This is a genomic window from Pseudanabaena sp. FACHB-2040, assembly GCF_014696715.1.
Lineage (GTDB): Bacteria > Cyanobacteriota > Cyanobacteriia > Phormidesmidales > Phormidesmidaceae > JACVSF01.
The window spans coordinates 300,643-321,778 of record NZ_JACJQO010000005.1 but is presented as its reverse complement, the minus strand read 5'-3'; the positions used below and the strand labels follow the sequence as shown (position 1 = coordinate 321,778).

21 protein-coding genes and 1 riboswitch are annotated in these 21,136 nt (G+C 53.8%); of the genes, 9 read left to right on the top strand and 12 right to left on the bottom strand.

What is annotated here, in order from left to right:
• Positions 1-46: 46 nt before the first annotated feature.
• Positions 47-949, bottom strand: coding sequence for an alpha/beta fold hydrolase (locus tag H6G13_RS05190; protein WP_190482098.1), 903 nt, complete (start codon positions 947-949; stop codon positions 47-49).
• A 125-nt stretch (positions 950-1,074) separates the two neighbouring features.
• On the opposite strand from H6G13_RS05190, the gene H6G13_RS05185 reads away from it, so the two are divergent.
• Entirely contained in the window at positions 1,075-1,617 is a 543-nt protein-coding gene (locus tag H6G13_RS05185) for an SH3 domain-containing protein (RefSeq protein WP_190482097.1), read from the top strand.
• 11 nt (positions 1,618-1,628) lie between these two features.
• On the opposite strand, the gene H6G13_RS05180 is transcribed toward H6G13_RS05185, so the two are convergent.
• The 5 genes from H6G13_RS05180 to H6G13_RS05160 form a co-directional block, all read right to left on the bottom strand.
• Positions 1,629-1,997, bottom strand: coding sequence for a four-helix bundle copper-binding protein (locus H6G13_RS05180; RefSeq protein ID WP_190482096.1), 369 nt, complete (start codon positions 1,995-1,997; stop codon positions 1,629-1,631).
• A 137-nt stretch (positions 1,998-2,134) separates the two neighbouring features.
• Positions 2,135-2,572, bottom strand: a complete 438-nt coding sequence (locus H6G13_RS05175; protein WP_190482095.1) for a hypothetical protein — start codon at positions 2,570-2,572, stop codon at positions 2,135-2,137.
• Positions 2,573-2,950: 378 nt separating this feature from the next.
• Complete coding sequence (locus H6G13_RS05170; protein ID WP_190482094.1) at positions 2,951-4,219, bottom strand: carbamoylphosphate synthase large subunit; 1,269 nt, start codon at positions 4,217-4,219, stop codon at positions 2,951-2,953.
• A gap of 97 nt (positions 4,220-4,316) precedes the next feature.
• Complete coding sequence (locus H6G13_RS05165; protein ID WP_190482888.1) at positions 4,317-5,087, bottom strand: peroxiredoxin-like family protein; 771 nt, start codon at positions 5,085-5,087, stop codon at positions 4,317-4,319.
• Positions 5,084-5,614: an HPP family protein gene (locus tag H6G13_RS05160; protein ID WP_190482093.1), complete on the bottom strand. Its 531-nt coding sequence runs from the start codon at positions 5,612-5,614 to the stop codon at positions 5,084-5,086. Before H6G13_RS05160 ends, H6G13_RS05165 begins: the two co-directional genes overlap by 4 nt.
• Before the next feature lie 118 nt (positions 5,615-5,732).
• On the opposite strand from H6G13_RS05160, the gene H6G13_RS05155 reads away from it, so the two are divergent.
• The 4 genes from H6G13_RS05155 to H6G13_RS05140 all read left to right on the top strand — a co-directional run bounded on the left by H6G13_RS05155 (position 5,733) and on the right by H6G13_RS05140 (position 9,740).
• Entirely contained in the window at positions 5,733-7,022 is a 1,290-nt protein-coding gene (locus tag H6G13_RS05155; protein WP_190482092.1) for a TIGR00341 family protein, read from the top strand.
• Between the two features lie 210 nt (positions 7,023-7,232).
• The gene (locus tag H6G13_RS05150; RefSeq protein ID WP_199305740.1) at positions 7,233-7,847 is read left to right on the top strand and encodes a hypothetical protein; all 615 of its coding nucleotides are present in this window, start codon (positions 7,233-7,235) and stop codon (positions 7,845-7,847) included.
• A 124-nt stretch (positions 7,848-7,971) separates the two neighbouring features.
• Entirely contained in the window at positions 7,972-8,730 is a 759-nt protein-coding gene (locus H6G13_RS05145) for an endonuclease/exonuclease/phosphatase family protein (protein ID WP_190482091.1), read from the top strand.
• Between the two features lie 296 nt (positions 8,731-9,026).
• Positions 9,027-9,740 (top strand): SIMPL domain-containing protein, encoded by a 714-nt coding sequence (locus H6G13_RS05140; protein ID WP_242028154.1) that lies wholly within the window; start codon positions 9,027-9,029, stop codon positions 9,738-9,740.
• A 36-nt stretch (positions 9,741-9,776) separates the two neighbouring features.
• Here the strand turns inward: H6G13_RS05140 and H6G13_RS05135 are convergent, their stop codons facing one another.
• Positions 9,777-11,354 carry a hypothetical protein gene (locus H6G13_RS05135; protein WP_190482089.1) on the bottom strand — a complete coding sequence of 526 codons (1,578 nt, stop codon included), beginning with the start codon at positions 11,352-11,354 and terminating at the stop codon, positions 9,777-9,779.
• A gap of 281 nt (positions 11,355-11,635) precedes the next feature.
• On the opposite strand from H6G13_RS05135, the gene H6G13_RS05130 reads away from it, so the two are divergent.
• Positions 11,636-12,172: a hypothetical protein gene (locus H6G13_RS05130; RefSeq protein WP_190482088.1), complete on the top strand. Its 537-nt coding sequence runs from the start codon at positions 11,636-11,638 to the stop codon at positions 12,170-12,172.
• A 37-nt stretch (positions 12,173-12,209) separates the two neighbouring features.
• On the opposite strand, the gene H6G13_RS05125 is transcribed toward H6G13_RS05130, so the two are convergent.
• Both H6G13_RS05125 and ubiG read right to left on the bottom strand, forming a co-directional pair.
• Complete coding sequence (locus H6G13_RS05125) at positions 12,210-12,359, bottom strand: hypothetical protein (RefSeq protein WP_206756514.1); 150 nt, start codon at positions 12,357-12,359, stop codon at positions 12,210-12,212.
• Positions 12,360-12,608: 249 nt separating this feature from the next.
• Positions 12,609-13,352, bottom strand: coding sequence for a bifunctional 2-polyprenyl-6-hydroxyphenol methylase/3-demethylubiquinol 3-O-methyltransferase UbiG (gene ubiG, locus H6G13_RS05120; protein ID WP_190482086.1), 744 nt, complete (start codon positions 13,350-13,352; stop codon positions 12,609-12,611).
• A 256-nt stretch (positions 13,353-13,608) separates the two neighbouring features.
• Here ubiG and H6G13_RS05115 point away from each other — a divergent pair, with 256 nt between their 5' ends.
• The 3 genes from H6G13_RS05115 (at position 13,609) to H6G13_RS05105 (ending at position 16,523) form a co-directional block, all read left to right on the top strand.
• A complete protein-coding gene (locus H6G13_RS05115; protein WP_190482085.1) occupies positions 13,609-14,106 on the top strand; it encodes a DUF3291 domain-containing protein in 498 nt (165 codons plus the stop codon).
• Positions 14,107-14,257: 151 nt separating this feature from the next.
• Positions 14,258-15,304, top strand: coding sequence for a hemerythrin domain-containing protein (locus H6G13_RS05110; RefSeq protein ID WP_190482084.1), 1,047 nt, complete (start codon positions 14,258-14,260; stop codon positions 15,302-15,304).
• Positions 15,305-15,704: 400 nt separating this feature from the next.
• Positions 15,705-15,845, top strand: a riboswitch (cyclic di-AMP (ydaO/yuaA leader).
• Positions 15,846-15,971: 126 nt separating this feature from the next.
• Complete coding sequence (locus H6G13_RS05105) at positions 15,972-16,523, top strand: universal stress protein (RefSeq protein ID WP_347277434.1); 552 nt, start codon at positions 15,972-15,974, stop codon at positions 16,521-16,523.
• A gap of 41 nt (positions 16,524-16,564) precedes the next feature.
• Here the strand turns inward: H6G13_RS05105 and H6G13_RS05100 are convergent, their stop codons facing one another.
• The 3 genes from H6G13_RS05100 to ppsA form a co-directional block, all read right to left on the bottom strand.
• Positions 16,565-17,476, bottom strand: coding sequence for a glutaminase (locus H6G13_RS05100; RefSeq protein WP_190482083.1), 912 nt, complete (start codon positions 17,474-17,476; stop codon positions 16,565-16,567).
• A gap of 92 nt (positions 17,477-17,568) precedes the next feature.
• The gene (locus H6G13_RS05095; RefSeq protein ID WP_190482082.1) at positions 17,569-18,489 is read right to left on the bottom strand and encodes a ribose-phosphate pyrophosphokinase; all 921 of its coding nucleotides are present in this window, start codon (positions 18,487-18,489) and stop codon (positions 17,569-17,571) included.
• 81 nt (positions 18,490-18,570) lie between these two features.
• Complete coding sequence (gene ppsA, locus H6G13_RS05090) at positions 18,571-20,973, bottom strand: phosphoenolpyruvate synthase (RefSeq protein ID WP_190482081.1); 2,403 nt, start codon at positions 20,971-20,973, stop codon at positions 18,571-18,573.
• Positions 20,974-21,136: the final 163 nt, after the last annotated feature.

Genomic DNA, 21,136 nt, shown 5'->3' with positions numbered 1-21,136 from the left:
ATCAGTATAGCCATGTCCTCTACAAACGCAATGAAATCAAAGAATCTTAGGATGGGCTTTGCAGGATCTGGGCTTTGACGAAGGGGAGCATAGCAGCCGCCGTCTCTTGGGGTTTCTCTAGATGGGGCACATGGCCGCACTGCTCAATCCAGACTAGCTGACTGTTGGCGATAGCCTGCTCAAAACGAGCCGCATCTTTGATGCCCAAAATTCGGTCCTGCCTACCCCAGATGATCAGGGTGGGGCAGGTGATTTGTGAGATTTTTTGGCTGAGGAAGTTGTAGCCGCCACTTTTGGTAAACGCAATCAGGGCTTCTTTCCAGCGGGGGCTTTGCAGGTGTAGAGAGGCGCAGAGCTGGGCGTCGGCGGTGACAAAGGCGCGATCGCAATACGCCTGCGCACTAATGCGGCGACGTACCCCTGGGCTGGCCAGAAACGAAGTAGCCCAGCTATCGAGGGGCGGAAACATCAGGCGGCCCATCGCTGGACCGCCCACAAATCCAGCGCTGTCGAGCAGCACCAGACCCGCCACACACTCCGGATAGGTGAGGGCAAAATCAATTGCGGCGGCTCCCCCCATAGAGGCCCCTACCAGCACCACAGGCCGAGCAATTTTCTGCTGCCAAAAGCTGTGTAGATGTAGCTTAATCGCGCCCGGATCGAGGGTTGGTAAGGTGCGATCGCTAAAGCCAAAACCCAGCAAATCAACGGCCCAAGCCTGAACCTGCTCGGCCAGCAGCGGCACTAGCCGCCGAAACTCCAGCAGAGAACTGTCAAAACCGGGCAGCAGCAGCAGCGGCACCCCCTGGCCCTGGCAAACAAAGGCGGTGGGAATTGGCTGCGGGCTCAGGGGGGTTGCGATCGCAGCCTGCTGCATTTGTTGAACGAGCTGAATTGAGGTATCTTCGGTCAGCTCGGCGGCGGCGGCAGGCAAAAAGGCTGGCAACATCGAGTCTCAAGGAATCCAAAAAAACTTTAAAGAAACAGCAAACTCTACCCATGATGACATCTGCTACCGAGCTTTTCACCCATAATGCTGGCGATAACCCTGTGTGCCACATTCTCCGAACCCTTATGCAGACACGCTCAATCAGGTTCTGGCTACCCTCACTTTTTGCCGGTTCTCTACTGCTATCGCTGCCCAGTCAGGCTCAGATGCCCACCAGCGTCTGCCGCTCCAGCTTTCGGATCGTGCAAACTGAAGGACCGCTCTACGTGCGCAGCTATCCTAGCCCCGCTGCCGACATCACGACATCTGTTGCCAACGGCACTGAGGTGTTGGTCAATGGCAGCGATCGCACCGGCGGCTGGGCCGAAATTACGCTATCAGGAGGCACCACCGGCTGGGCCGAAACTCGCCTGCTCACTCCCAGCCCGCTCAACACTAGGCAATTCAATGGCTATATGCAGATTAAAACGCTTGATGGTAGCCCCGCTAACCTGCGAACTGGCCCTTCCCCCTTGGATGCGGTGATTGCCCAGCTAGAAAATGAGGCGGTCGTAACCTACAACAGCAACGGGGGATCTTGGAGTGTGGTGACCACTCCAGACGGGATCAGTGGCTATGTGTCTAACCAGTTTTTGGTCTGTACTGAGCTGGAGCCAACGCAGCCTTAAGAGAGAAAGGTTTAAGCCATCGCCATAGACATCTGGCGGCAGGTTTCGGCGCAGCGGCGGCACATGTCGGCGCAGGCTTTCATTTGGGCATCGTCGCCCATGCGATCGCAATCTTCAGCGCAGCGCTGGCAGACCTCGGCACAGGCTCTACAGAAATGAGCATGTAGATCGGAGTTCCGCAGCATGAAGTTGGCGCTGGTCTGACAGCTTTCAACGCAGTCCATCATCAGCCGAATGTGAGCGGGTTCGCTGTGGTGGCCACCCTGCTGCAGACAGTAGGTGATGGTGTTAAGGCAAATGCTGTGGCAGTCCAGACAGTTTTGAATGCACTGCTGCATGTCCTGGCTGATCTCATAAAGCGAAAGTTGCTGAATCGGCATAATGGCCTCCTGCATATCTGCCCCTTACCCTAGGCAACTCCTCCAGCAGAAGCATCTTGCTAACGAAATAAACGCCGATAGGGAGACGCGGGGAAGGGAGACGCATTTCCCTTCCCCGGCCCTTCACCAGAGAATACTTAGCCCCGAACGTGAGCGTCAATAATCTTCGCCATTCCCGGTACAGCGGCTTCTATGTCCCCTTTGACCGATTTGCGGAATTTGCTGTACGAGGAGCGCACAATGCCGTTGTTAGTTTTTTCGATACGAGCATCGGTCACGCTAAGCAGGGTATCGGCAGTTCGAGACCGATTTTGGACCAAGTGCTCAACCGGATTGCCTGCCTGCACACCCTCATTCCACATGGGGTCGAGGGCAGCAAAAGCATCTGGCAAAATGCGTCCGATGGCCCCTGGGATATAGCCTGCGTCCACGCCTTTGACTACGTTGTAGGCAGTTTTTAGGGCCATACCAGAGAACCCATTCTTCGTGGCTACTTGTTCGTCCATCAGCTTGGCAAAGTCAGCCGCAATATTCTCTCGTATAGCTTTATCTTGAATCTTCTCTCTAAGTCCCATACTGAATATCTTTAGCTCGACGTGCAGTGTTTTTGATTATGAGCTGATTTTTGGGCAAATGGGACAGGGGTGAGGCCATTTTTCGACGTTGCTTAATGGGAGTGTGAATCTTTGGGGAGGGAGGATGCGGGTTCCCGCATCCCTGTGGTTCCGGAGGCGCGGGGACGCAGGGACGCAGGGATCGTCTACAACCAGTAGATAGCATCTGTAGAGATAGTCGCGTTGCTTAGCAAGTGCGGTTCCAGTCGCTCCTCATATTCTCAGTAGAATACTGTGGAATCTGGTTCCTTGCGGCTAGCTGAGACAATCCTTAGAAGGGTCAAAAGGAGTTGCGATCGCAATAGAACCCAGAACCCGATTGTTTGCTAGCGGTTAGCCCTACAGGTGTAGGCCCTTGTGCTGAAGATTACGCTCGATTTGCTGCATCTCCTCAAGCGTTTCTCCAGCGATGATGCCGTAGATATCGGTATAAATATTGCCGTATTTGACCTTCTCCTGGGCCGACAAAATCAACAGATCTTTACGGTCAAGCTCGGGCTTAAACTCAGACAAAATTGATTCTAGTGTGCCGCTCATTCGGTAATCTGTTGAGTATTTTGCCACTGCCTTGCCTGCCTCTAATAGTGTTTGTCTCTGCAGGCAAAGAGGCGTTGAGCCATTGACCCGAAAGTTGGCATCGATTGCATAGAGCTGCCCTTCGCGAGTTTCTAGAACGTCGAACCCAATGACGCCAAAATAGCCCTGCTGATGAGCATGTTTGCCGATGGCTGAGACCATTTCAAAAAACTTGCTCATATCAGTTTGAGAATAGTCAATCACTCCGCCCAAATAGTCACCGTCTGAGGTCGTGAGCTGACGGGTAGTGCCGATTAGCCCAATCTCACCAGCTCGGTTAACATAAAACTGAGCGCAGTAGTTTTCTACAACGTCTTTAATAAATTCAGAGACAACAACTGTTTGAAGCAGCTCAATCTCTAGATACTTTCTCAGCTCTGACTGGCAGTAATGGAGATCGCTGGCGTTTCTAATAATGTAGGTGCCCTCACCTGAGAGCCCGTGGGAAGTTTTGATCAGATATGGAAACTGCTGGGGTAGCGGAATATCTTCGATACGGGTTTGGTGCAGGTCGTAGCTATCGTAATAAGGGCACTGCACCCCTAGCTGATTGAGGGCTACTTTACTGAGCAGGCGGTAGTGAGTATCTGGCGGAACGGCGTGTTTTTCGGCTTTGAGATGGTCAAAGGGAAATAGCGTAACGATCTGGTCAAAGCGATCGCTCTGGCTGAGTTCATCTAGGTAGATTGAGCAGTCAATCTTCTCTAGGTTTGTATAGCTATGACCAAAGTGATCTTGCCAGTAGTGCAACAGCTCTGGCTGCACGGGCGAAATGATAATGCCAGGAACCCCATCGCCCAACACTGCCAGGTTTTTCCAGGGTTCCTTTTGGCAGATCTTGTCAAAGGATGTTTTGGTCGATTCGCTGCTGCCGTCCTGAATAAAATAGCGCTTGGTATTGGGGTAGGCAGCCCAGCTTGCAGTGGCCGGGTAATTGAGCAGAAATGCGCTTTGAGTACCTGCTAAATCAGGGGCAAAGAGATCTGAAAGGGAATTGGCTTGAGCGTATTTAAAGTCAGGTTCTGAGTTCATCGAAGGGGTGATAAGCACAACGGCTACAGAATTCACTGTTATGGTGCCAGCAGGCCGCTGCTTGCTTCATCGCCCCAAGGGTACGGTGAGCCAAAGTTCAGACTTCTGATAGAAAGGACAGTGGGTAGTGCTTGTCTTTAGCGAAACCGAGAATGCCGGAATCTCGGTGCTCATAGAGCAGTTTGCCCTGAGAATCGAACAGGAAGGTGCCACCTCGTTGGGTCAGGTAGGTGGCATTGGGCACGTAGGTCTGCCAGCGGCTGAGCACTTCTGTCATATTTCGCAGCCGCAAGGTCGCTAGCTCAAACGGGCGCTGAAACCCTTTACCGCCAGCAAACTGGAAGGATGAGCCGCGCAGGGGCGGCAGCGGAGCCGCTCGCACTACTTCATCGTCGTCGATTAGCTGAGGGGCTTTGCGATCGCCCCGATACCCCCGAAACACTTCGGCCAGGGTGCCGGGGCTGCCGATTCCGGCGCACATCAGCATCAGATTGAGCCAGGCAGTTTGACCCGGCTTGAGCCTCGGCACTTGGAGGGAAAGGCCAGAATAAAGATCGAGCTGGCGGTGCAAGTCGGCCTGGGGATCGACAAACAGCCAGTCTGCCGGAAATCCGGTGTAGGTACAGAACTGCTGTCCGGAGTTGCGATCGCCAATGCCAACCGCCCGCACCGCGATACCCTTGTCCTTGAGCCGGGGCATCTCTCGCTGCAGCCACCAGGCATATTCAAGGCTGTCAAAATCTCCTAGTTGGGGCCAAACCAGCACCAGCTTTTGGCTGGCAACCTCACAACCGTTTAGGACAGGTAGCGTAACCCCGTCGCTAACTCGCTGGCGCTGAGTTTGACTCAAAATATCGTAGACGCTCATGAATTTGATGCTGTAGGGCCATATCGGGCGAGTACCCATAGAGCTACTCGCTCTAGCATAACTAGAGTAGCGGTAATCCCTACAGCTAGACCGAACAGGACCAAGTTGCTTTCATTTCCAGCTCTCAGAGCAAAGCTGAGGGAGGTCGAAACCGCCGGAGGATGAACGGCATCTAGCAAAATCATCAGCACAATGGTGATAACCATTGCTGTACCGCCGGATAAGTACCCAGAACCCAAAAACAGATAAGTCAGAAAGCCCAGAACGGCCGCCATAACCTGAGCTACAACCAGGGTTCGGACTGAGTTGGTGCCGTGCTGCGGGTCTAGGTAAATCAGAAAGGCGCTGGAGGCTAGAGAGGCGAACAACAGCCGCTGCTCACTAAGTGCTTCTACCAGAGCTAGCACGCCCAGGACAATGGCGGTGGGTGCGATCGCAAGGGCAAACTCTCCCTTCAACGTCAGGCGGCGACGCAGTGCGCGGTTGGCCCCCTGAATTGGCTTTAAGCTTTCTCGCTCCTGACCCATGTAGAATCCCAAATTGAATTTGTCTACAGCGTACTGAACCTTTGAGCGATGCGGAAGTTAGCACACGCCAGCAGGATGGGGAGCGTGCGGCCCTACCTCTTTAGATACTGTAAAAACCATGCGCCAACTGCTGATTCAAGTTCCCTGTGGCTGCGGCAAAACTGTATTGCAAAAGGCTAAGGACTGCGACGGCACAAATTTGGCTCAGTGGCAGACAGACGGCGACGACTGCCTAGATATCGTGATGGTGCATGTCTCTAACCAGAAGGTTGAAACCTTACTGGACCAGCTGCAAGACCTGCCCGATCTTAAAGTCACGCTGTTTCCAACGGGGGTGATGGCGCTGCACCCGCCCGCCGATGCCGCTGCCCAGCAGGTCAAGCAAGTAGAGGAACGCAGCCCCATCGAGATCTTTTTGGCTGGCCTGCAGAGCGTAGGCTCATGGAAGGGTTTTTTGAGCTACGCAGCGATGGCTGGAGTAGTGGTTTGGATCGGGCTGTATACCGCAACTAGCTATTTGCTGGTGGCCGCGATGCTGATCGCACCCTTTGCCGGACCGGCGATGAATACTGCGATCGCAACTGCCCGAGGCGATCGCCAGTTGCTCGGACGTAGTGTGCTCCGGTATTTTGTGGCGTTGTCGGTAACCATTGTTGTCGCTGCTCTACTCAGCCTTATCTTTCAGCAGCAAACGCCAACCCCGCTGATGATTGAGCAAAGCCAGATTTCAATGGTTGCTGTGCTGTTGCCCCTAGCCGCTGGAGCCGCTGGAGCGATTAATTTGATTCAGTCAGAGCGCAGCAGCCTGGTCTCTGGAGCCGCCACAGGGATGCTAGTAGCGGCCTCTCTAGCTCCCCCCGCCGGAATTATCGGCATGGCCGCTGCCGTCAGCCGTTGGGATTTGGCGGTAAATGGGCTGTTTTTGCTGTTGCTGCAGCTCAGCGGCATTAACCTAGCAGCGGCAGTGCTATTTCGGTTCTTTGGGCTCTCTACCCGGGGGGCACGCTACCAGCGAGGCAAGCGAGGAATCTTTCCGGTGTCGCTGGGGGTCAGTGCGATCGCACTGGCGGGGCTGCTCACCTGGCAGCTGTCTACCTCTCCCAACCTGGTGCGTTCCAGCCGAGCTCAACAGGCTAATGCCGAGGTGCAGAAGGTGATCGAGCAGGCAGACGAGGTGAACTTGATAGAGTCAAATGTGCGCTTTACCCGGTCTAACATTAAGGGTCAAAATACCCTGCTGGGTGTTGTCTACGTGCAGCGCCAGCCTAATGTGGAGCAGTCTACAGAGGCGATTCAAGCTGAGCTAACAGAGACGATTCAGGCTCATCTGCTGAACCAGGGGTTCAACGTTACCCCGCTGATCGATGTCAACGTCTTAGAAGCCCCAGAGATAGCCCAGTCCAACTGATATCAGGGCTAAGCTTCGCTTTTTGACCGCTTGGTGCGCCAGTTTGCAGCTTACAGTCATTTTCACCTGCATTCGCCACCCATCCACCCGCCCACCTAGCCTGTAGCTTACTGATCTGAAAATCGCTGTAATACAGCAGTAGGGGTTGCAGAGCGGGCGAAGGGTTTAGCCGCCCGACAAGTCCATAATGGGTGAAGCATTCTCAGCGGCATGATGACCCAACCAGACGCCAACCCAGACAGCGACCTACAACACGAACTACGGCTGGCCCGCAAGTTTTCTCTGGCAGAGGTGATTGGCCGCGAGGGCAGCGACTTCATGAAAGGAGAATCGCCCATTCCCCCGCTGATGCAGGCAATCACTCAGATCAACCTGTTTATCGATCAGCACCTAGACGACTCAATCGGCGCACTTCAAGCAGTCCTGCAAGCCTGGGTCAAAGCCCAAGATGCCCAAGTCAGCCGCTACATGGATCGCCCACTGGCAGCCTTGCAGAAAATCCTACAGGATATCCTCAGCACCCCAGAAACCCTCTACGAAGTCGTTAGACAAGCCGACGTCCGTTGGGGCCAAATCTTCGGCGAGCGGCCCCATTTTCAGCAGCCGGGGCAAGCCGCTCACCCCGATGATAAGTACACCCATGAATCAGTACGTGTCACTTTGAAGGTACTGCTAGAGGCGGTTGAGAGTGACTTGAGGAGAGAAGCGGAAGAGCGAGAGCAAGGAGAACAAAAGCAGAGGAACAAGGGAGTAGAGGGCCAGAAAAGCGAAGGCGCAGGAAAGCAGAGGGGTAATAGGGTTAGGTTTTGGTTTCAGCGAGGCTAGCCTACTTTCCCTCCACCCCCTCTACCCGCTCTCCACGATTCCAAAGAAAGCTTTTAAGATGCATTCAGCAACAGGGGAGTTCAACTACATTTCTCTGGTTTTGTGCGCTGTGAGGAGCTTGGTAATGCTGCGAATTCTGACAATGAACCTCAACTACTACGGCACCCAGCACGGTCCTTGGGCTGTTCGTAGGCAAATTATTACAGACGCTATTCGGCAGGCTCAGCCTGACATCATGGCGTTTCAGGCAGTAGCTCAAAACCCGGCTGCCGAAAATTGTCTAGATCAGGCAGCTCAGCTGGCCCGTGAACTGGAGGGCTATGACTTTTCGCTTTTTTGCCCTACCCGCACCTACGCCGATGGAAATGCCGAAGGCATGGCGCTGCTATCGCGCTTGCCAATGGCCGCATCGCACTACCGAGAGCTGAGTTTGCGTCCGGGCTTAGAAGACACTAGCCCCCGCATCTTGGTCCATGCTCGCTTTGACCTGGCCGATGGCCCACTGCATCTGTTCAATGCTCACTTCTCCTGGGTAGCTAAGCAGACCCAGGACAACCTGGATGAGGTACTGCCCTACGTCCAGTCGCTACCGGGTCGAGCTGTTTTGGTAGGTGACTTAAACACTCCTCCCGACAGCCCTCTGATGGCACAGATTCAGGCCGAGGGCTGGGTCGATAGCTGGGCCGACCAACATCCCCAAGCACCCGGCTACACCTTTGTAGAGGGCGGCCAGCTCAGCAAGCGCATCGACTACGTTTGGGTGCGCGAAACACTGCGATCGCACATCAAAGATATCGAAGTCATCGCCAATAGCCCCGCCGAAGATGGCTCTAGAGCCTCTGATCATGCTGGGTTGCTGGTGACGTTGGACTTGGAGATATAGGGCGGGGGTTGAGGTGGTCTGCTCCTCCACCCTTCCCCATTTCCTCCCGATTAATCCCTATATTCAAAGCTCAGTAATGCTTGTTTCGAGGGAGCCTCCGGCCTTGTGTCGGGGGCTTTTACTTTGGTGGGGGTAGCTGGAGTTACTAAAACCGTAACGGGGGCGCTGCCTGCCCGCACCAATGCCAAATTGGGTACTAAGAGAACACAAAGAGACCACACACTGTGGCCTGCTTCAACTTTGGAGAATATGTTATGGAGCGGCTTAAATTGGCACGTCGAGGGATTTCTAAAGTAATGTCAACTTCACTTCTAAGCTGGACATTGCTAACAGGCGGTGCCATTCTGGGGATGACCTCTACCCTACCTGCAATGGCTCAAGAGCCTGTCCTGAGAACCATTACTGTGACTGGGCAGGGCAGCGAAGCGATCGCAACTTCCATTGCTCAAGTTGATTTGGGTGTTGAGGTTCAGGCCCGCACGGCGGCAGAAGCTCAGCGTGAGGTAGCCCGTCGAGCGACGGCTGTAGTTAATTTGCTGCAGGCGCGCGGTGTGCAAAAGCTGCAAACAACTGGCATTCGCCTCAACCCCCAGTACAACTACGACAGGGGCCAGGCTGAGCTGGTGGGCTACATCGGCACCAATACTGTCAGTTTTCGGATGCCCAATGACCAGGTCGGCACTCTGCTAGATGATGCAGTTACAGCAGGAGCCACGCAAATTCAAAACGTATCTTTTGTGGCGGAGGAGGATGCGATCGCAGCGGCCCGCCAGATTGCTTTGCAAGAAGCGACCCGTGATGCTCAGGAGCAGGCCAGTGCAGTGCTCCTGAGCTTGAACCTGGGGCCTCAGGAAGTCGTTAGCATTCAGGTTAATGGAGCTGCGCCGCCAATACCAATGCCGCTTGCAGCTCGTGGTCAGCTTGCCAACGCCGAAGCCGACTTCAAAACCCCAGTCGTGGGCGGTGAGCAGACCGTAGAGGCCAGCGTCACCCTACAGATCCGGTACTAAAGCCGGTTTGGATGTCATATTCACGTCTAGCCGCTATTAGGGCCAGAGCCACTCGGTTGCCAAAGCCCCAGCCAAGGCCGCCGAAACGGCTCCCGTTGAGGCTGTTGCAAAGAGCCACCAGGCAGCCGTTGCCGCTGCTTTGCGGGTAGCTTCAGCCTGTTCACGGGCCTGCTGCTTCAGCGCATCTACCCGTGCCTCCACGCCCTGCTGCACCCGCTCAACTGGCTTGAGCGCCAATTCACGCAGATGCTCGGCTTGATACAGCGAGGCTTTCCCCAATTGAGCCATCTGGCCCTGAGTTTCGTCCAAAAGGTGGTCTACGTACTGCCTCACCTCAGCAGCCTCAACGGGCAAAGAGTCTAGCAGCGACTCAGGCTGCAGGTCGGGTAGCGCCTCGGCGAGCATAATCGAAGCCATCCCCAAACCATAGGGCAGATCCGGCTTGACCTTTTGCAGTAGGTCAGGCAAGCCAGAGAGAACCTGCTTTAACGCGGTTTCAGCAGCTGACTTGAGCAAATCTTGGGAAATGGCAGCGGGGTCAAATCCGGTTGAGTCCTCAGCCTCAGAGCCTGCCTCTGAACTGTCTACTGGCCCCGATCGCGGCTCTAGATCAGCACAGAACTCAGCCCATGTAGTCTCTATTTGCGCCAAAATTCGCTGTTTTTTCTTATCACTGAGGTCTTCCCGCTGGTCTATCTGGGCTGCCAGCAGGTCAGTGGGCAGAGGCGGCATTTCAGTATCTATGGGTACTGCTTCATAGGCTGACTGCAGCAGCTTTTGCAGCCGCCGGTTAAGGCGCTTGGGCGTCAGGCTCTTGGAGCTAGTTTCAGTCAAATAAGCCTCAATGGGCTGCCAGAAGTCTGGCTCCACCAAAGCTTGCGGAGTTAGCGATGGGGGCTGCTCCGCTGTGCTAGTCAAAGACCGACCATTGGAGGCTGTTGCACCCGGCTGAGCCGCAGCTTGCCAAGTAAGCGTTTGTAGCTGGGCCGCAATCAGGCTCCGCAGTTCGGCAGAGTCTAGCGATGAGCGCACCTCCTGCCGAATGCTCTCCAGCATTTGCGCTTCGCTCAGCGGCTCTACTTCTGCGGGTTCCAGCGCAGCCGCAATCACAGAGACTAGGCGGCGCAGCCCACCTGTGGTCCAGTCGAAGATAAATCCGGCAACGGAGTTGAGGGTTTTAGTGCTCAGCCAAATCAAGATCAGCAGGTAGGCTGACCAGATCGTCAGACCTGCGATCGCACCGCCTAACGGCTCCTCCACCTGGCTAAACCGAGCCGACAAAAAACAAGCCGCGAACAGCACCACATTCACGGTCACTAAAATTCCTGGCCCTAACCACCCCGCTAGGTCAACCGATGCCTTGTCCTCAGCGCTGTCGTCATCAGACTCGGAACCCGCCGAAACCGTGAGTACAGAAATGCCCAGAGCAATGCCCAGGTTCGTCAGCAGAAGCTGAAAACCAAACGCCATGAGCAGCCCCACCGCCAACGTCGTCAGCAGCTGAGCCAACAGCGAGGGAGACTGCTCAACTGACCAAATCGGCTGCAGTTGAGCTAGGTGCAGGGCTGATTGAGGGATCTCAAACAGGCTGATTGCAAAATGCGAAAAAACCATTCAACCGGATATCTCCTTCTGCACGGCTCTTCCAAAGCTAACGGAGGGAGCAACCCTTTGCCCTCTGGCCCCAAGGGGATTATTCGTTAAAGATCGAGTTCGCTTACGGATTTTTTCTAGGGGTACTCAGCTTTCTGGCAACCCACGTCAGGTCACAAAGATTAAATCCTTCAAACAGGAGAGGCTTTTTACCCAAAGCCTGATCCTTCTACAGATGTCATAACAACAGCTCAATTATTAGGCTAGAAAGCCTTAGAAAAGTTAGACAAATTAGAAAGGTAATGGGTAAGAAAATCTCTAAACAGCAAACCAGTAAAGGCGGAACCGAAGTTTTGGGAGTTGATGTCAGACAGCTTGGCGTTACGGTAGCTGGAGTCATCGTCGGTGAACTCGTACAGGCCGCTACACAACGCTTGGTTCAGAAGAGTGAAGGGTCAGATTCTTCTGAAGATGGTACCAATGGCAGCGATCGCTTAAACCCGCTGAAGTCCGTTAAATCTGTGGCTGCCAAGGCAGGAGACCAGGTAGAAGACGTCGGCTCAACAGTGGGCAGCGCAGCTCATTCCGTTCAAGCTTCTGCCAGCGACCTGGCTCCCTACCTAGGTGATCTTGTAGGTATACTTCAAGACGCCGGACAACGGCTCAAGGACAAATCCGTAAACGGTTTGAGCAACTCTCCTGAATCAATTGTGCAGGGCATTACCACCAGCGCTCGTAACGCAATTGATGCCCTGACACCGGACAAGCCTCAAAATTCTTCAAGCAAGTCAAAGAAATCTAAGAAATCTAAGAAAAAAGGCAAGAAAAAGAAGAAATAGTTTTCCTAAACAGGAACCTACCAACCCTAGCTAGCTGTTAAGTAAAAATCAAAAGTAGCTGTTTTTCGGATGCGGCTTCTTCTACTACCATCGGCAAAGCTAGGTTGGAAATTCGATCAGGCCCGCTTTGGGCTTTTCCTCGGAAGTAGAGCGGAGTTGTTAAGACTAGCTGATTGAGAGACTGCATTTTTGTGGTGAGTGCAGCAGGGTTAAAGACCCGGAACAATCGTTTGAAGACAGCACTGTCCCTGCTCATGGGTGCTAGCTTTACCCCTCAACACTGAACTAAAGAACTGCAGTCCCTGCAGTTGGCATCAGGCCCAGCACGACTCAACACTAAAAAGGATTGTTGGGTTTTGCTTGGCCTTAACCCGAACTATGGGAAATGCCATTGCGATCGCAGCGAAGCAATCTCCCCAGTCCCCAAATCCTGTAGTCACGACAGACTTTTTCTAGCCTTACCGATGTACATCACAGACGTGTCTTGATTAATGCCGATTTCGAACGTCTTAGTTCTCTGATAGTGCAAGTAAGTCCTGACGTTATCCGCCATGGTTTCGCCAAAGATGTTGAATCCGGCAAACTCAATGTCGTGGAAGCCTAGCTGTACCATTAGGGCTGCTAGCTCCTCCGGCTTGATAAATTTTTGCCAGTCATGAACGCCGTGCGGAATTTGCCGCAGCCAATCTTCCAGCAGCCAAATCATGATCAGCTTTGACTTAAAAGTGCGGTTAATGGTGTCAAAACAGAAAAAACCGCCCGGCTTAAGCACCCGGTGAATCTCTGAGACCGTTTGCTGCAGATCGGCCACATGCTCTAAAACATCGACACACACAACTACGTCAAAAGTTCTGTCGGTATAGGGCAATTCCTCTCCATAGCCATGCCGGTAGTCTATTGGCAACTGGTTGACAGCCGCATGTTGCTGCGCCTGATCAATCAAATTCTGTGACTGATCAATTCCTGAGACCACAGCGCCTCGGGTTGCTAAGAACTCACAGGTAAAGCCGCCCCCACAGCCCACATCTAAAACTTTTAGCCCCTGCCAGGTGGAGATATAGCGATCAAAATATTCAAATCGTGGAGCGTTTAGATGACTGAGCGCATAAATTTTGGCAGTTTCGCTCCACCATTCATGGGCAACTCGATCGTAAAACTCTAGATCGTTGCGCTGCTGCATAGTGCTGAAAATTTCCTGATGGCAAGCTTAAACAGGCTGCTTTGCGGTTTGAGAGCCTTTGCCAGTTTAAGTTTTTTTGAGGAGGGCGGGCAGAAATTTCAGCCCACAGAAGCAGCAGGTGAAATTATCGAAACGCGGTTTTAAGCGAACGGACTCATACTGATTGCGATAAGAAACTAGTAATTCGGGGTATTTAAATACTTCTTTAGATAGATGACTGTGCCAGACTATTGATTGCTGTTATTTCTCTACACCTATGCAGCTAATTAAGTCAGTCGGCTACCATCTTGCTCAAGTCAATACAGCAACTCTGCGGGCTCCCCTGCACGACCCTGGAATGACAGACTTTGTGGCTCAAATTCAGCAGATTAATGCGATCGCAGATGCCGACCCTGAATTTGTCTGGCGGCTACGGGCCGAAGGAGCCGACGATGCCACCAGCATTCGCGCCTTTGAAGATGAGCGGATTTTGATTACGCTGACGGTCTGGCAGTCGTTTGAGGGGTTGTCTACCTACGTTTACCGCAGCGCTCATGCAGGCGTCATGCGCGATCGCCGCCGCTGGTTTGAGCCAGCGGCCCAGCCTATTCTGGCGCTTTGGTGGGTACCAGCAGGCCATCGGCCTACCGTAGCAGAGGCCAAGGAGCGGCTAGACCACCTGCGCCAGCACGGATCTACAGCCTATGCCTTCTCCTTTCGCAGCCCGTTTCCCAGCCCCAATACGATTCCGGCGGCAGCAGTAAGCCTCAGTTAGGGGTGTGTGCGGGTTTGGCAACTCTAACCGCTGACTAAGCCGATACGCAGCAAACTCTAACTGCAGTCCGATGGACGGAAGCTACAGCCTGGCCACAATCGAAATACACAAGGCCCTAAACAGGCCTGTAGCTTTCATTCAAGGAATTTTAATGGTTAGCACGTTAGACGATACCAAGCGGATCTCCATTGCCCAAAGGCTGGCAGATCTCAGAAACTTTCAGAACCTGATCATCAAAAACGATCAAACGCTGATCGAAAATTGCCCTTACCCAGATGTTCGGGAACGCCTGCAGAGCATGCTGGCAGATGACCAGAAAAATATTGGCATTATTGACACTGTCATCATTCAATACGGCATTCAATCTGAGTCAAACGAGGCCACTCAAACCTTTCTGAGCCGGTTTGAGGAGATGCTGACAGGCGAGGGGCTGAGCTTTTATCAGAAGCTGATCCAGCACGAGCTTTTAAAGCACGGCCAGGCGATGAGCGGGCTGATGATCCACAAAGCAGCACAAAAGGTTGGCGCAGATATTGAGGTTGCTATCACCCCCCTCAATACCGTGAACTTTGAGGGTCGAGCCCACCAGGAGCAGCTCAAGGGTTTGCTCGAACAGGTTGGCGTACGGGAGATGACAGGTGAAGATCCTGACCAGGGGCTTTGGGGCCGGGTGCAGGATGCGATCGCAGCCCTCTCTGGGATAGCAGGCAGTGTAGTCACCCAAAACAGTGATAAACAAGATCTAAATATCCAGACCCTGATTCGGCTAGATCACAACAAGGTGAATACCCTCTTCACCGAGGTGGCAGCAACTAAGAATCCAGAAAAGCTCCAGGAATATTTCGGACAGCTTTATAAAGATCTGCTGGCCCACTCCCAGGCAGAAGAAGAGGTTGTCTATCCTAAAGTTCGCTCGTTTTACGGCGAAGACAACACCCAGGAACTGTACAGCGAGCAAGCTGAAATGAAGCAGATGCTAGATGAGATCCGGGCCATTAATCCGGCATCTTCTGATCTATTTCGCTCGAAAATTAAGCAGCTAGCAGATGTCGTGGGTGACCACGTTCGGCAAGAGGAAAGTACGCTATTTGCCGCTATTGATCGCAACTTTAGTGACACGCAGAAGGAACAAATGGCGTCTGACTTTAAGGCGGCTAAGGGCAGAATTCAGCAAGAAATGGCTGCTGCGAGAGGATAATAATTAGCTGCTGCTGGCCCAATAGCCAGCAGCATTGACCTTTTAGCCTGATAGCTAAAGCTATCAGGCTAACTCTTTAAAACTTCGCTCAGAGCCTATTTATAAACCTAGATTTCCCTCTCTCCCATTTCTTGATTAAGGGAACTTAATAGTCAAGTGCGGTTTCCCTCCTTGCCAAGAAAGCAGTGGGGATCAAGGCATAAAGCAGCTTTCTATAGAACCTTAAGCTTTCCTTCATGAAAGCTTTCCTTTATGAACCAGCTCCTAAAGCAACGCTAGTGTGATTTAAATCAAAGCCTCTATCTTTAGGAGTAGCTTGTCAACTTTACACAAAGATTAATTTAATCCTCTAAATAGTGCGCTTCAGGTGATGGCTTGGCTACAATTTTAGATGACTTAATAGAGTGGGTTGCCTAATCTAGTTCCCCCATGAACTAGAGCGGAGGAACCAACCTTTGGGGCTAATCTCAGCCTGAACCTGAGAGAGACACCTTCCAGTCTTAGCCCGTCAGCTAACTCCGTCGGCATATGGAAGGAGCAACCTAAGACTTTTGCGGATAGCCGCGTCACTGGCAGCTCCTTAATTGGGTGAGTCGCTTTTAGGAGCGATCGCATCTGATTGTGAACCCACCTCTCACCTGTCCTTCTTTTTGAGAGGTTCTTGGCTGTGAAAACTAAACCCATGCTGGTAAAGCTACAAAGTGCCCTAGGACGCGATGGACTGCCCCAACCAGTCGTTTTATCTCCCGGAAAGCGATTTTTTGAGACAGACTGGGCTCAACCGACAGAAACGATCAACCTAGTTGTTGGCTACAGCGGCTCTCCCAACAGCCTGACAGCCCTTGATCTGACTCTGTGTATGGCCCATCAAACCCGCCTCGCAACGCAGCGCCCGGTGATGGTTCATGTCGTGTATGTTATCGAGGGCAAGCAATTTGAGCAGGCAGACCGGATTCTTTACCAGGCCCGGTATCTAGCCGAGGAATGGCGCGGTTCTCTCACAACCCACCTGCAGTTCGGTCGTACAGCGGCCGGATTAAAAGAGATTGTGACCTCCGAGAAGGCTGATCTGCTGGTGCTAGGCTGCCACTCAGAGAAGCATTCTCTGGTAAAGCAGCTAGTTTCGACCTTGCCTTGCCCGGTGCTGGGTATTCCCCAGAGCGTGAAACGGCAACGGCCCCAGCCGGCGGCGGCAATGGCTCCTATAGGCCGGTCTTAACTACTACATCGGGGACAAATCTGGGGTGAATGTCCCAACGTTCACCCAAACACGCTTAGTCTCAGCCCTTGCGCCAACTGCTTTACCCAAGCCAGCGCCGCCACTGGGTTCCCTACTGAATCGAGGGCCGGGCTGTAGGCGGCAATAGCCCCCCATCCGGGCACCACCGCCAGCAGTGCCCCGCTAATGCCTGACTTGAGCGGCAATCCTACTCGCACTGCACTCGCAGACGAAGCCTCATATAGACCGCAGGTCAGCATTAGGGCATTGACAGTGCAGCGATGCTGGTAAGCCACCGCTTGCTCAAAGGTCAGAAGTTTTCCCAATTTCGCTAAATCCTCGATCCGGCCCGACAAGCAGCAGGCCCGTTCGTAGGCATCCAGAGCCGCCTCGGAATGCTGCACTTGGCCCGCCTGCACCAAGACTTTTAAGAGGGCCTGGTTGGGCTCTCGGCCTGCCTGCCGCACCGAGGCTAGCAGATCTTCATCAAGGCGCAGGTCACAGCCTGCCTGCTGATTGAGCCAACTGCAGAGATGACCTGTGGCGTCTTGGCTTGCTTCTGCTAGGTGGGCCGAGAGTGCGATCGCACCACTATTAATCATCGGGTTGCGCGGCCAGCCACCATCGGCAATAAGCTGCTCCAGCGAGTTAAAGGGTGCATCGGAAGGGGTCATGCCCACCCACCGAAAGACCTGCTCTTGCCCGCAGTGCTCCAACAGGTAAAGCAGCAGAAAGGGCTTAACCACACTCATCAGCGGAAAGACTCGCTCAGTGTCGCCCCAACTCCATGTGCCCTCTCGGGTCATGATCTGCGCTGCAAACCAGGCCGGGTCACTCTGAGCCAGCAGCGAAATTCGCGTGTTCACCTGCCCTTGGGCAGCTTTGGCAGCAGCTTCTTTGGCCCATGCGGCTAACTGGGCTGGGTCAAGTTCGATTGATGCAGATAAATCCATGGCCCCTGCCCCTTACCCGCATGGGTTCTGGCCTAGTTTAGACCCGACCAGGAACCTTAAAGACTGGTTGGAGCGATTTCTAATGAAGGCTTTTAATAAAGGCTCTCTAGCGATTGGCCTGCCAGCGTGCGCTCAATAGCAGTGGAAATGCGGGAGGCCACCGAAACCACTTTGACATGGGGCAGATCTAAGGACTGCGGTACCGTATCTGTGGTGATGAAATATTTGATGGCTGAATGCTGCAACACGTCTGCGGCGGCGGCACACAGCAGAGTATGGGTTGAGACAATGGCTATTTCTGGTACTGCCTCGGCGGCCAGCAGGGCTTCGATGACATCTTTGAGCGTGCCTCCGGTAGAGATCAAATCATCTACAATCAGGCAGCTACGTCCCTTAACATCGCCAACTAGGCGGTGAATTTGGGTTTTGTTGCCACTGTGCCGCTGCTTGTGAAGCACGGCTACTTCGGTCTTGAGATGATCGGCATAGTGGAGCGCTAGACCGAGTCGTCCGGCATCGGGCGACACGACCACAACGTCTTTACTCACATGGTCGCTAATACCCTTGAGCAGAAGCGGCGTGGTCGTCAAACTTTCCAGAGGAATCTGGAAAAACCCTTCCATTTGAGGCACATGCGGGTCAAAGGTGAGCACCCGATCAATGCCAACCGATTCCAGCAATTTAGCCACCACACTAGCCATAATAGGCCGACCTTCACTGTTGCGGTGGTCAGAGCGGCCATAGCCAAAGTAGGGAATGACTGCTGTAATGCGGGCAGCCGCGGCCCGACGACAGGCATCGGCCATTGCCAACAGCTCCATTAGGTGATTGTCTACCGGGGGGCAGGTAGACTGCACCAAAAACACCTCCTGGTCTCGCACCTCCTCCTCAATCACCACTGAAACTTCGCCATCGGGGAAGCGCTGGAGTGTGCAGCGACCCAGGCTCATGGCTAGGCTATTTGCGATCGCATGGGCTAGGTCAGGGTGTGAGCTGCCGGAGAATAGGAGCATAGGGTGGGGCTGAGAAGGAGCAGGGGAGGCGCGCGAAGCAGTGTGTAGAGACGCGATTAATCGCGTCTCTACACTGTGATATTACGCTACCGGAGCAGCCATTTCGGCTTCTTGGCGGGCAACCTCACGGATGACGGAAATCACGCTGTCGGGGTTTAGCGACATCGAATCAATTCCAGCTCGCACTAGGAAAGCAGCAAAGTCGGGGTGGTCGCTTGGGCCTTGGCCGCAGATGCCGACTTTGCGGCCCTTTTCATGGGCTGCTTTGATCACCATTTCGATGGCTCGTTTGACGGCTTCATCACGCTCATCAAATAGATCTGAGAGTTCGCCAGAGTCACGATCCACGCCCAGAATGAGTTGGGTGAGGTCGTTGCTGCCGATGGAAAAGCCGTCGAAGCGGTCAGCAAACTGGCTCGCCAACAGCACGTTAGAGGGAATCTCGCACATGACGTAGATTTCCAGGCCGTTATCGCCCCGGTTGAGACCGTTATTAGCCATTACCTCTAGCACTCGATCAGCTTCCTGCAGGCGGCGACAGAAGGGCACCATGATCTTGATGTTGTCGAGGCCCAGATCCTCCCGCGCCCGCTTGATCGCCCGACACTCTAGCTCAAAACCTTCGCGATAGCGATCGCTGTAGTAGCGAGATGCGCCCCGGAAGCCCAGCATGGGGTTTTCTTCCTTGGGTTCAAAAGCGCTGCCGCCGATCAGGTTGGCGTATTCGTTGGTTTTGAAGTCGCTCATCCGCACAATCACCGGATGAGGATACTGGGAAGCAGCAATCTTGGCGATGCCGCGCGCCAGCTTATCGACAAAGTATTCGCGCTTGTCGGTGTAGCCCTGGGTGAGTTCGCGGATTTGTTTCCAGGCGCTTTTGTCCTCCAGGTCGTCGTAGTGGATCAGCGCCATCGGGTGGATTTTGATCAGACTGTTGATGATGAACTCCATCCGGGCCAGGCCAATGCCTTTAGCCGGGAGCTGCCACCAGCTAAAGGCCGCGCCAGGGCTAGCAATGTTCATCATGATGCGAGTGCGGGTTTCGGGCAGATCTTCTAGGCTGACCTCAGTTGCTTCAAACTTCAGCTCGCCGTTGTAGACCACGCCCTGATCGCCCTCGGCACAAGAGAGGGTAATGGGACGACCGTCTTTGAGATCCAAAGTGGCGTGACCCGTCCCGACAATAGCCGGAATGCCCAGCTCTCGGCTGACAATAGCGGCGTGGCAGGTGCGGCCCCCGTAGTCGGTAATAATGCCCGCCACCCGTTTCATCACCGGCACCCAATCGGGGTCGGTCATCTCGGTGACGAGAATGCTGCCGTCAGTGACCTGATCAATATCTTTGGCACTGAGCACACGGCAAACTTTGCCAGATGCGATCGCATCGCCAATGCTCAGCCCGGTCAAAATCGCCTCACCCGGCTCCTTCAGCCGATAGGTCTTGAGTGAGCCGCCACTCTTCTGCGACTGCACCGTTTCAGGCCGCGCCTGCACAATGAACAGTTCACCCGTATCGCCATCCTTGGCCCACTCCATATCCATCGGCGAGCCGTAGTGCTGCTCAATCACGCAGGCCCATCGGGCTAGCTGCAAGATCTCATCATCGTTCAGCACAAACGCCTCGCGCTCTTTGCCAGGCGTCTTGATGATGCGAGTAGACTTGCCCCCCTCAGGGCCATAAACCATTTTTTTGGCTTTATCGCCGAGGGTTTTTTCCAGAACTGGGCACACCCCTTTTTTATCTAGCAGCGGCTTGAAGACACTGTACTGGTCGGGCGTGACGCTGCCCTGCACTACCATTTCCCCCAACCCCCAAGAGGCCGTAACCAGCACCACATTGGGAAAGCCGCTCTCAGTATCAATCGAGAACATGACTCCTGCCCCAGCCTTGTCTGAGCGCACCATCTTCTGCACACCAATAGACAGGGCCACGGTCAGGTGGTCAAAGTCCTTTTCTTCTCGGTAGCTAATGGCGCGGTTGGTAAAGAGCGAGGCGTAGCATTCCCGGCAGGCGTGGAGCAGTTCCTTCTCGCCACTGATATTTAAAAAGGTTTCTTGCTGTCCGGCAAAGCTGGCGTCGGGCAGATCTTCGGCAGTGGCGCTGCTGCGAACAGCCACGTCTACCTCATCGCGGCCGTAGCGACGGCTCAATTCTCGGTAGGCCTGCCGGATTGGCTCGGCCATTTCATCCGGGAAAGGCGTGTGTAAAAAGGCTTTGCGAATAGCCTTGCCCGTCTCTGCCAGAGATTCTTTTCCGGCTTTGAACTGCTCTAGGTGATCGCAAATTTTATCTTTTAAGCCATCGGTCTGCACAAAGCGCCAATAAGCTTCGGAGGTGGTGGCAAAGCCATCCGGCACCTGGACGCCTTTTTCCTTAAGAGAACCGATCAGTTCTCCCAAAGAAGCATTCTTACCGCCAACAATTTCCACGTCCTGATTGGTCAAGCCGTCGAACCAACGTACAAAAGGTGATTCTGGTCCCATTTTCTTAATCGCTGAATTGGGTTAACTAGGGCCGCCGGGAGCCTTTAACGAGGGCGAAGCGATCGAAGGAACTCCCAGGCCTCTATGGAGAGTCAGATTTCTTTTTTAAAAAGCAGCTGCTCGGGGCTCCATAGAATCGACACCAGCGGCCAGAATGCCCTTC